Consider the following 11,422-nt stretch of genomic DNA (forward strand, 5'->3'; position numbering starts at 1 on the left):
AAAAATAACTGTCATACTTTTCTGGCACTGTTGGACATATCGTGGAAATGCTCGCCATAATAAGGACGAGACGGATTTACCACGTCCTGTGATTGAACTGGAGTGTGAGCTGTAATGGGTCAGGAAAAGTTATATATCGAGAAAGAGCTAAGCTGGTTAGCATTCAACGAACGTGTACTCCAGGAAGCGGCAGACAAAAGTAACCCGCTTATCGAGCGCATGCGTTTTTTGGGCATTTATTCCAACAACCTGGATGAGTTCTACAAGGTTCGCTTTGCCGAGCTGAAAAGACGCATCATCATCAGCGAAGAACAGGGCTTAAACTCGCACTCGCGGCATCTGCTGGGCAAAATCCAGTCCCGCGTGCTGAAAGCCGATCAGGAATTTGACGGCCTGTATAACGAACTGCTGCTGGAGATGGCGCGCAATCAAATCTTCCTGATTAACGAACGCCAGCTTTCCGTTAACCAACAAAACTGGCTGCGCCACTACTTCAAACACTACCTGCGCCAGCACATTACCCCGATTCTGATCAACCGCGAAACCGATCTGGTTCAGTTCCTGAAAGATGATTACACCTACCTGGCGGTGGAAATTATTCGCGGTGAGTCTATCCGTTACGCGCTGCTGGAGATCCCGTCCGACAAGGTGCCGCGCTTTGTGAACCTGCCGCCGGAAACCCCGCGCAGACGCAAGCCGATGATCCTGCTGGATAACATCCTGCGCTACTGCCTGGACGACATCTTCAAAGGCTTCTTCGATTACGATGCGTTAAACGCCTATTCGATGAAGATGACCCGTGACGCCGAATATGACCTGGTGCACGAGATGGAAGCCAGCCTGATGGAGCTGATGTCCTCCAGCCTGAAACAGCGCCTGACGGCCGAGCCGGTGCGCTTTGTCTATCAGCGCGATATGCCGGACGCCATGGTGGAGATGCTGCGCGATAAACTGACCATTTCGCGCTATGACTCCATCGTGCCGGGCGGTCGTTACCACAACTTTAAAGACTTTATTGGCTTCCCGAACGTCGGCAAAGCCAATCTGGTGAACAAGCCGCTGCCGCGCCTGCGCCATCTGTGGTTCGATAAATTCCGCAACGGATTCGACGCCATTCGCGAACGCGACGTGCTGCTTTACTATCCGTATCACACGTTTGAGCACGTGCTCGAACTGCTGCGTCAGGCCTCGTTCGATCCGAGCGTGCTGGCGATCAAAATCAACATCTACCGCGTGGCAAAAGATTCCCGCATCATCGACGCGATGATCCACGCGGCGCACAACGCCAAAAAAGTCACCGTGGTGGTTGAGCTGCAGGCGCGCTTCGACGAAGAGGCCAACATTCACTGGGCGCGCCGTCTGACGGAAGCCGGTGTGCACGTCATCTTCTCCGCGCCGGGGCTGAAAATTCACGCCAAGCTGTTCCTGATTTCCCGTAAAGAGGGTGACGACGTGGTGCGTTATGCCCACATCGGTACCGGCAACTTTAACGAGAAAACGGCGCGAATTTATACCGACTACTCGCTCTTAACCGCCGACGCCCGCATTACTAACGAAGTGCGCCGGGTCTTTAACTTTATCGAAAACCCGTACCGTCCGGTGAGCTTTGACTATTTGCTGGTCTCGCCGCAGAACTCGCGCCGCCTGCTGTACGATATGATCGATAAAGAGATCGCCAATGCCCAAAAAGGGCTGTCGTCCGGCATCACGCTGAAGCTTAACAACCTGGTCGACAAAGGGCTGGTGGACAGGCTGTACGCGGCGTCAAGCTCAGGCGTGCCGGTTAACCTGCTGATCCGCGGCATGTGCTCGCTGATCCCGGAACTGGAAGGCATCAGCGACAATATTCGTGTGATCAGCATTGTTGACCGCTATCTGGAACATGACCGGGTCTATATTTTTGATAATGCGGGTGATAAACAGGTCTATCTCTCTTCGGCAGACTGGATGACGCGCAATATTGACTACCGTATTGAAGTCGCGGCACCGCTGCTGGATCCGCGTCTGAAGCAGCAGATCCTCGACATCATCGAGATTCTGTTCAGCGATACCGTGAAAGCACGCTATATCGACAAAGAACTCAGTAACCGCTATGTGCCGCGCGGCAACCGCCGCAAAGTGCGGTCGCAACTGGCGATTTACGACTATATCAAATCACTCGAGCAACCCGATTAACCTATGCCGATAAATGATAAGACCCCACGCCCGCAGGAATTCGCCGCGGTCGACCTTGGCTCTAACAGTTTCCACATGGTCATCGCCCGTGAGGTGGATGGCGCGCTTCAGATCATCGGTCGTCTGAAGCAGCGCGTACACCTGGCGGATGGTCTTGATGAACGCAGCATGCTCAGCGAAGAGGCGATGGAGCGCGGGTTAAACTGCCTGTCGCTGTTTGCTGAACGCCTGCAGGGCTTCTCGCCCTCCAGCGTGTGCATCGTGGGCACTCATACCCTGCGCCAGGCCCTGAACGCCCCGGAGTTCCTTAAGCGGGCAGAAAAAGTGATCCCCTACCCGATTGAGATCATCTCCGGCAACGAGGAAGCGCGTCTGATTTTCATGGGCGTTGAGCACACCCAGCCGGAAAAAGGCCGCAAGCTGGTTATCGATATCGGCGGTGGCTCAACGGAGCTGGTGATCGGCGAAGACTTTGAGCCGCGCCTGGTGGAAAGCCGCCGTATGGGCTGCGTCAGCTTCGCGCAGATGTATTTCCCGGGCGGCACCATCACCCGCGAGAACTTCCAGCGCGCGCGTATGGCGGCTGTCCAGAAGCTGGAAAACCTGGCCTGGCAGTACCGTATTCAGGGCTGGAACGTGGCGCTGGGCGCGTCGGGCACCATCAAGGCGGCGCATGAAGTGCTGCTGGCGATGGGTGAAAAAGACGGGTTTATCACGCCCGAACGCCTGACGTTGCTGACCGAAGAAGTGCTGAAGCATAAAAGTTTTGACGCCTTAAGCCTGCCGGGTCTTTCCGACGAGCGCAAGGCGGTCTTCGTGCCGGGGCTGGCTATTCTCTGCGGCGTGTTTGATGCCCTCGCCATTAAAGAGCTACGACTTTCAGACGGCGCGCTGCGTGAAGGCGTGCTGTATGAGATGGAAGGCCGCTTCCGCCATCAGGATATTCGCAGCCGCACCGCGCAAAGCCTGGCCAACCAGTACAACATCGACCGTGAACAGGCGAAGCGCGTGCTGGACACCACGGTACAGATGTATGAACAGTGGCAGGAGCAAAATCCTAAGCTGGCGCACCCGCAGCTTGCCGCGCTGTTGAAATGGGCCGCGATGCTGCACGAGGTGGGGCTGAACATCAACCACAGCGGGATGCACCGCCATTCGGCCTATATTCTGCAAAACAGCGATCTTCCTGGCTTCAACCAGGAGCAGCAAACCATGATGGCGACCCTGGTACGTTATCACCGCAAGGCCATCAAGCTCGACGACCTGCCGCGCTTTACGCTGTTCAAGAAAAAACAGTTCCTGCCGCTTATTCAGCTGCTGCGTCTGGGCGTGCTGCTCAATAACCAGCGTCAGGCCACCACCACGCCGCCTACGCTGAAGCTGAAAACCGACGACCATCACTGGACTCTGAGCTTCCCGCACGACTGGTTTAGCCAGAACGCGCTGGTCCTGCTGGACCTGGAAAAAGAGCAGCAGTACTGGGAAGCGGTCACCGGCTGGCTGCTCAAAATCGAAGAAGAGAGCGCCGACGTCGCCGCGTAACGGCTCAGGCGTCCGCGGTGGACGCCTCTGCTTCCAGCAGTGACTCAAGCGGTGCCGGTCTGCCAATCAGATAACCCTGCACATAATCGATGCCTAGCGCGTGAACCGCGCTACGTATCTCTTCGCTTTCAACATACTCCGCCACCACCAGCATTTTCTTCATGCGCGCCAGATGGCAGATAGACGCCACAATCTGATAATCCAGGCTGTTGTTGACGATATTGCGAATAAAGCTGCCGTCAATCTTGAGAATATCCGCGTCCACGCTTTTCAGCCGCGCATAGCTCGCATAGCCGGTGCCAAAATCATCAATCGCAATACGTACCCCCATTTTCTGCAGCTGCCGGAGGATGTGTTGCGCCTGCTCCGCATTGCAAAAGGTGCTGCACTCCGTCACTTCAAAGATTAGCTGCCACGGCTCAATGGCGTATTTCGCCAGCAGGCGGCTCACCTCAAGCGGAAACTGCACCCGACACACGGTCGACGGGGCCAGATTAATGGCAAAGCGCTGGCCGGGCAGTCTTTCGCGATGCGCGGCGAGAAAGCGCAGGGTGTGCTCCAGCACCCACAAATCTACCCGGGAAGAGAGACCAAACTCCTGCGCGACGGGCAGGAACTGGTCGGGGGAGATCAATAGCCCGTTTACATCCGGCATCCGGAGCAGGACTTCGTGATAGCAATCGCCACGCAGGCCGCGAACGGGTTGAACCAGCAGGGTGAATTCGTCGTTATCAAGCGCCTTTTGCAGGCGGCTCATCATCGCGACCTTATCCTTCAGGTTGCGCTGCAAATGGACGGCACCCCGCTGCTGAAGATTTTCCGGATGGTTGGAGGAGAGCGAAAGGTCGGCAACCACGCCCAGCTCGCCCAGCACCAGGTAAAGATGGTTAACCGGGGACCGGACATAGCAATAGCTCACGCCCACCTGCGGCTGCAGCGGCATGCCGTCCCAGACAAAGCGGAACTGCTTGATATGCTCGTCCAGGGCTTCAATCCGCTGCTGGTGCGATTCCGCGTTGAGCCGTACCGCCAGGTCATACCCGGTCAGGTGATACACCAGCTCATTGGGCTGGAGAATGCCATTCACCCACTGCGCCAGCTGCTGCTTGTACTGAATCCGCAGCAACACGCCGTAATTTCGGCCCAGAATTTCCAGCTCCGGAATGCGCAGCAGACAGAGCGCCGACCACGGGTTTTTCGCCAGATCGCGCGACAGCGCCCGCAGGTTAGGCATATGGACGACCGGATCGAGCAGCGCCAGCCTGCGGGAGCGTTTGTTCGCCGCGCGCTGCCGGGTCGCCAGCATCGACATATAAATCACCACGAACGAGAAGACCAGGTAACTGGAAGAGGTGATCGCCAGCTGAATGTCATACCCCGGATTTACCGGGATATAGCGGTAAAAATAGTGAATAGACACCAGCAGTATCGGCGTCCAGATAAGCGAAATCAGCTTATAGCCAAAACGCATCGCGCCCCAGAGCATCACCGGCATCAGCAGGGAAAGAGTGTAGTTGGTGGTGAAAATGGAGCTGTTCTCATTCATCGGAAGCAGCAGCAGCGAAAGCAGTCCGCTAAGCGCGATAGCCCACACCAGCAACTCAACGACCGTCACCTTTTTGTCTATCTCGGAACGGATCTGTGAGAGAAGGCTTTTGATATAGCGCGGATGTCGAAGCAGGCGGATCAGCAGATAGCTCAGCGGCACGCCCGTTAGCCCGCTGACCAGCAGCGTCTGATAGTTGATGAGCGTGCGAATATTGAGGGGATTTAATCCCGCAAGGCTCTGACGGCTCTCATACACGCCTAAATACACCGCAAACTGAAACAGCACCAGAAATAGCGTCGCGGGGCAGAAGACTTGCCAGAAGATGCGCTGCGCCATCAGCCGCACGTCGCCGTACGCGGTCATATTCCGTCTGGGCGCAAACACCCGGTAGCCACCCCAGCTGAGCACTAAAGGGACGACAAAATGGAGGATCCCCGCGACGGTTTCAAACATCCCGACCGACGGGTAATAGCGGATAAACAGCGACAATACGATCCCGGGCAGCGCTTCCAGGCCAAAAAACATCATCAGCGAAAGCAAAAATGACAGGGGTAAATAATAGAGTGCCGCAATGCCGTCGCCCAGCTGCGTGAATGTATTCGCAATGCTCAGCACGGGAAGTAAAACCACAGGCAAAATAAGCGGTAATGCCCACCAGCGGTTTTTATTTTTTTTCAGGAAAGCGAGAATGTTCATAGATGCCCGGTTAAACCCCTTTCGCTCCAGAGGGAAAATAAAGACAGGCATCCAACCTGACGTACGCGCCGCCCGGCGGCGTGCGGGGCGAACTGTGTGGAGGAAGAATTTTAAATATAAGGGCCGGGAAGCCGTTGACTTAAATCAAACTATTTTACGCAAATATCTGTTTGCGGCATTTTTTTGAAATCATTTTCTTCATATTATCAATGTGGTAAATGCATTAATTAAATTCAATAACATTAATCAATGTAAACATTGACGGTTATTTACACACAGCAGAATTGACCCCGCCTTCCCGCTGTGCCTTAATATCCTTGTCGCCCAAAAGGGCTTATCCAGGAAAAACAGAGTGAGTCAGGTCACGCGTATGCGAAAACGACATCAATTTAATACCCGAATGACCCGCATCATACTGCTCATCAGCTTCCTGTTTTTCTTTGGCCGCTTCGTTTACTCTTCAATTGGCGCCTGGTACCACCATCAGGACAAAACCCAGTCGCAGCAATCCAGCCTGACCGTCGACACCACCGCTCGCTAAACAGCCGCAGGATGTTGCACGAGCCGAATAATGGCCGCGATCCCTTTGCTGAGGATTTTATCCTGTCGCATTACCACCGCCAGCTGCCGCTGCAGCATGGGCGTAAGCGACATCACGCATAGCCCTTCGCGATCGGCATCCTGTTCGACCGCCATTCGCGGCACAATACTGTAGCCCAGCCCCGCGCGAACCATGCGTTTGATCGCCTCGATGCTGCCAAGCTGCATCACCGGTGCGATCGCTAATCCATTAGCCGCAAACCAGCCATCGATCAGCGCCCGGGTACCGCTGCCTGATTCAAAGGCAATCAGCGGCTGAGCGTGCAGCGCCTCCGGGGTAAAGTCCCTGAAAGCATCCTGCTGCTCCCGCGACGCGATAAAGACAAACTCTTCGTCCATCACCGGCATGACGTCCAGCGCTCTGCCGCTCACCGGCAGCGTCACCAGCCCCATATCGAGCCGGTTCTCTTCGATGGCCCTGACGATATCGAGGGTGTTGCCCGTCGTCACCCCCACGCTCAGGAGCGGATAGTCCCGGCGCAGCTTCTCCAGCAGCGGCGGCAGAAGATGGATGCAGGCCGTTGCCCCCGTGCCAAGCGTAATGGTGCCGCTCACATCGTGGCTGAATGCGCTCACGGACCGAATGGCGTCATCCACCGCCTGCTGAATACGCTCCCCATGCGCCAGCAACGCTTCCCCGGCAGCCGTAGCCTTAATCCCTCGCCCGGTACGCTCCACCAGCCGCGTTTGCAGAAATTGCTCCAGCTGGCGTATTTGCAGGCTGACGGCGGGCTGGGAAATACCCAGCACATCCGCTGCCGCTGAAAAGCTGCCGCGCTGGATCACCAGACGGAAGGTGGCGAGATAGCCCAGATTAAGCGTTGTCATTCAAAGTTTCTCTTATACCGCGCATAAGGTTGCTGCCCTGCCAGCACAATAGCGCGCGAGTTATGCTCAGGACAACTGCATAACGGAATGAAAAACAATGGAAACACCCGCCCTGCCACGCCGCCTCGCCCTCGCGGCGGGATGTAATCAGCTTATCAACTGGGGGATCTCGTTTTATATGCCCGGCACCTTTGGAATGGCGATTTCAGCCGACCGGGGATGGTCATCACCGCAAATTTACCTCGGCCTGACGCTGGCGATGCTGGTGATGGCGGCGGTTTCTCCGTTTGTCGCCCGCCTGCTGGCACGCTTTGGCGGTCAGAAAGTGGTGATGAGCGGCACGTTGCTGATCGCCGCAAGCTGCGCAGGGATGGCGTATACCCAGACGCTTTTTGGCTGGTACTGCGCCTGGCTTATCGGCGGCACAGGGATGCGCCTGTCGCTGTACGACGCGCTGTTCGCCGCGCTGGTAAACCTCTACGGGCAGCAGGCGCGAAGAACGATCTCACGCGTCACGCTGGCGGGCGGGCTGGCCTCCGCCGTTTTCTGGCCGCTGGGTGATGCCCTGCTTCAGGTCATGAGCTGGCAGGAGGCGCTGCGCGTCTATGCTCTTTTCGGCCTGCTGAGCGCGATGCTGATTCGAACGCTTCCCCGGCAAAGGCTGACGGTGACGACAAAGGTCACTGCGCCGCCGCTGAACAACGAGCGGCGTAACGCCTGGCTTTATGCCGCCTTCATTGCCCTCATCACCTTTGTCTCTAACGGCACATCCACCCATCTGCCGGAGTTTATTGCCCACTTTGGCCTGCCGGTCGCCATCGGCATGCTGTGGGGGATCGGCCAGACGGGCGCCCGCTCGCTGGAAGTGCTGGCGGGTGCCCGCTTAACCCCCTTCAAACTGACGCTTTTTACCGCGCTCGCCATGCCGCTCTGCTTTCTTCTGGGGATGAGCAGCGCCCTGTTTGCGTGGTGTGCAGCCGGTTTTGTGCTGGGCTACGGCGCCATCAACGGGCTGGTCACCATCGTAAAAGCCACCCTGCCGCTGGAGCTGTTTAGCACCGAAAGCTATGCCCGCCGCACGGGGATGCTGCTGATCCCAGGCCAGCTAATGGCGGCAGCCTCACCGTTTGCCTATGCGTGGCTGAATAAAACGCTGGGGATCGCAGGTGCAATGTGGGTATCAACGGGCCTGACGCTAGTGATTGCCGGGCTGGCGATAGCGATTGTGCGCCGTCCACGCAGGAAAACTGTATCGCACTGTATCCAGAGCGCCACGCTGACAAACGGGTACAAAACGCCGCCTCCGGCAAATATCTCCGATACATAAAAATGGTTTTCTTTCCCTGTCGCCATTCAGAACCGATGAGGAGAGAACCCATGATTCGTCGCTTTGCACTTTTCCCCCTGCTAGTCCTGGCCTCTGTAGCCCATGCCCGGACCATGCCGCTGGATAACCTGAGCGCCGCGGACGTTAACGGCCCCGCCGCCGTTGCGCCGCTGGCGCAGCCGCAGCCGCCTGCCAGGCTGATAGTCGATCCCCCGCTTGCCGGGCCGCTGAGCAAAGGCGCGGTTTTTATTCAGTACCGTGCCGAAAACCTGCGCATCGAGCCGGTATTCGGCCCCGAGGCGCTCAAGGTCATCCCACGCATCGGGCATATTCACGTGGTGGTGGATGACGCGCCGTGGCACTGGGCTGACGCCAGCGGAGAGCCGGTGATCCTGGTGGGTCTGCCCGCCGGTAAACACAAGGTGACCATTATTCTGGCCGATCCGACGCACAAGCCGCTCGACCACAAAACCGTTGAATTCACCGTCCCGCCCCACGCGGCGGTCCACCATTTTTAAGGAGTCTGAAGATGAAAGCACTCTCTGTAGTGACGGCAGGCCTGCTGGCGCTTTCCGCCAGCGCCTTTGCACAGAATAAAACCAGCGTGGTGCTGGTCCACGGCGCGTTTGCCGACGGCAGCAGCTGGAATAAGGTGATTACCCTGCTGCAGAAACAGCACGCCGAGGTCATTGCCGTCCAGCTCCCGCTCACGTCGCTTAAGGATGACGTTGCGGCCACGCGGCGGGCCATCGCCCGCGCCGAGGGTGACGTGGTGCTGGTGGGCCACTCCTGGGGCGGCACCGTGATTAGCGAGGCGGGCAACGATGCGCGGGTAAAATCGCTGGTGTATGTGGCAGCGTTCGCGCCGGACTCCGGCCAGTCGACGGCGGATCTGGCAGGAAGCTACCCTGCACCGCCGGGCAGCGCGGGCATTGCTAAATCGGCGGACGGCTATTTATACCTGCCGACAGGAGCCGTCAGAAAGGACTTCGCGCCTGACGTGAAGCCAGCCATTCAAGATACGATTGCGGCCACGCAGGGGCCGATTAAGGCCGAGGCGTTTGGTGAAAAGGTCGCCCACGCGGCGTGGCATGACAAACCGAGCTGGTATGTGGTCAGCAAGAATGACCGTATGATCAACCCCGATCTTGAACGGGCAATGGCGAAGACGATCCATGCGAAAACCGCCGAGGTGGCGGCAAGCCACGTGTCGATGGTCAGCCAGCCGCAGATCGCTGCCCGGACGATTGAGCAGGCGATAAGCAGTAATTAACCGGAGTGACTCATTCGATCTTCTGCACTTCCGTATCCACCGGCAGCAGCGCAGTGCCGTCATGCGCTGCTGGCGCCATAAAGGGAACCGGCCTGCCCGTCCGCCTGTCAATCAGCAGCGAGTGACGCTCGCCCTGTGAAAACAGATTTTGCTCGCCCCACTGACGCAGCGCCACGATCACGGGGAAAAGACGTTCGCCTTTGTCGGTCAGAACATATTCCTGATAAGCCGTGCCGTCCGATGCTCCCTGTAACGTCAGGATTTCCGCCTCAACCAGCTTGCGAAGCCGGTCAGAAAGGATGTTGCGCGCCACCCCAAGGCTGCGCTGAAAATCCCCGAAGCGCGTCATGCCGTCAAACGCATTACGCACAATAAGAAGCGACCAGCGATCCCCGAGCAGGTCAACGCTGCGGGCAACGGGACAATATTCCTCTTTTACCGTATTTCGGGACATCACCTGTTTTCCTCGCAAAGGCCACCCTATAACTAGTTGCATTTTAAAACTGCTTAGCCTAGCATTCAACCAGTTTCATTTTAAAACCAGGTTATCACAGGCGAGGATTTTGAATATGTCACTGACGTCAGCCCTTCCTTCAGCCGACATGCCGCGCAGCATGGTCTGGCTGTTCGCCACCGCCAGCGGCCTAAGCGTGGCAAACGTCTATTACGCCCAGCCTTTGCTTGACGCGCTGGCGAACGATTTCGGCATCAGCCATGCGGCCGTGGGTGGCGTGGTGACCGCGACACAAATTGGCTGCGCGCTGGCTCTTTTGCTTGTCGTTCCTCTGGGTGACAAAGTGGATCGTCGACGACTCATGGCAGTACAGCTGATTGCTCTGGTGGTGGCGCTGGTTTCCGTCAGCATGGCACAGTCCTCTTCAGCGCTGCTTATCGGTATGCTTGCGACCGGTATGTTGGGCACGGCCATGACGCAGGGGCTGATCGCCTACGCCGCCAGCGCCGCGTCGCCCCATGAACAGGGACGCGTTGTCGGCGCGGCACAGGGCGGCGTGTTCACAGGTTTGCTGCTCGCTCGCGTCTTTGCCGGTGGCATCAGCGATATCGCGGGCTGGCACGGGGTTTATCTTTGTGCTGCCGCGTTGATGCTTATGATTGCGTTACCTCTGTGGTGGCGACTCCCCGCCCTGCCAGCCGTCACTGCCACGATGAGCTATCCGCGCCTGATTGGCTCAATGCTCACGCTGCTGCGGCAGGAAAAAGTGCTGCAGATACGCGGCGTGCTGGCGCTGCTGATGTTTGCATCGTTCAACATTTTCTGGAGCGCGCTGGTGCTGCCGCTGAGCGCACCGCCGTTTAACTTTTCGCATACAGCGATTGGCGCGTTTGGGCTGGCTGGCGCGGCGGGCGCGCTGGCGGCTGGCCGGGCAGGACGCTGGGCCGATCGGGGATATGCCCAACGCACCAGCGCGGC

Annotated in this window: 10 protein-coding genes; 7 read left to right on the plus strand and 3 right to left on the minus strand. The window is 57.6% G+C overall.

Annotation, left to right across the window (positions count from 1 at the left end; translation table 11 throughout):
- Positions 1-114: 114 nt before the first annotated feature.
- Both ppk1 and ppx read left to right on the plus strand, forming a co-directional pair.
- Positions 115-2,175 (plus strand): polyphosphate kinase 1, encoded by a 2,061-nt coding sequence (gene ppk1 / locus DEO48_RS13280; protein WP_109845431.1) that lies wholly within the window; start codon positions 115-117, stop codon positions 2,173-2,175.
- 3 nt (positions 2,176-2,178) lie between these two features.
- Positions 2,179-3,717 carry an exopolyphosphatase gene (gene ppx, locus DEO48_RS13285; protein WP_023308773.1) on the plus strand — a complete coding sequence of 513 codons (1,539 nt, stop codon included), beginning with the start codon at positions 2,179-2,181 and terminating at the stop codon, positions 3,715-3,717.
- A gap of 4 nt (positions 3,718-3,721) precedes the next feature.
- On the opposite strand, the gene DEO48_RS13290 is transcribed toward ppx, so the two are convergent.
- Positions 3,722-5,962, minus strand: a complete 2,241-nt coding sequence (locus tag DEO48_RS13290; protein WP_109845432.1) for an EAL domain-containing protein — start codon at positions 5,960-5,962, stop codon at positions 3,722-3,724.
- 352 nt (positions 5,963-6,314) lie between these two features.
- On the opposite strand from DEO48_RS13290, the gene DEO48_RS13300 reads away from it, so the two are divergent.
- Entirely contained in the window at positions 6,315-6,503 is a 189-nt protein-coding gene (locus DEO48_RS13300) for a YfgG family protein (RefSeq protein WP_063408299.1), read from the plus strand.
- Here the strand turns inward: DEO48_RS13300 and DEO48_RS13305 are convergent.
- On the minus strand, positions 6,500-7,390 hold the full coding sequence (locus DEO48_RS13305) for a LysR family transcriptional regulator (protein ID WP_109845434.1): 891 nt from the start codon (positions 7,388-7,390) through the stop codon (positions 6,500-6,502). The two genes, DEO48_RS13300 and DEO48_RS13305, sit on opposite strands and share 4 nt — an antisense overlap.
- A 97-nt stretch (positions 7,391-7,487) precedes the next feature.
- On the opposite strand from DEO48_RS13305, the gene DEO48_RS13310 reads away from it, so the two are divergent.
- The 3 genes from DEO48_RS13310 to DEO48_RS13320 are packed head-to-tail and all read left to right on the plus strand — an operon-like array spanning position 7,488 to position 9,990.
- The gene (locus DEO48_RS13310) at positions 7,488-8,717 is read left to right on the plus strand and encodes an MFS transporter (RefSeq protein WP_109845435.1); all 1,230 of its coding nucleotides are present in this window, start codon (positions 7,488-7,490) and stop codon (positions 8,715-8,717) included.
- Between the two features lie 50 nt (positions 8,718-8,767).
- Positions 8,768-9,235, plus strand: a complete 468-nt coding sequence (locus tag DEO48_RS13315) for a DUF6130 family protein (protein ID WP_109845436.1) — start codon at positions 8,768-8,770, stop codon at positions 9,233-9,235.
- Between the two features lie 11 nt (positions 9,236-9,246).
- Positions 9,247-9,990: an alpha/beta fold hydrolase gene (locus tag DEO48_RS13320; protein WP_109845437.1), complete on the plus strand. Its 744-nt coding sequence runs from the start codon at positions 9,247-9,249 to the stop codon at positions 9,988-9,990.
- A gap of 10 nt (positions 9,991-10,000) precedes the next feature.
- On the opposite strand, the gene DEO48_RS13325 is transcribed toward DEO48_RS13320, so the two are convergent.
- Positions 10,001-10,444, minus strand: coding sequence for a helix-turn-helix domain-containing protein (locus DEO48_RS13325; protein ID WP_109845438.1), 444 nt, complete (start codon positions 10,442-10,444; stop codon positions 10,001-10,003).
- Positions 10,445-10,559: 115 nt separating this feature from the next.
- On the opposite strand from DEO48_RS13325, the gene DEO48_RS13330 reads away from it, so the two are divergent.
- The coding region (locus DEO48_RS13330; protein ID WP_109845439.1) for an MFS transporter at positions 10,560-11,422 on the plus strand (863 nt) is incomplete at its 3' end.

Origin of the sequence: Enterobacter sp. CGMCC 5087, assembly GCF_003144775.1 — a bacterium.
In the GTDB taxonomy this organism is placed as follows: Bacteria; Pseudomonadota; Gammaproteobacteria; order Enterobacterales; family Enterobacteriaceae; genus Enterobacter; species Enterobacter cloacae_M.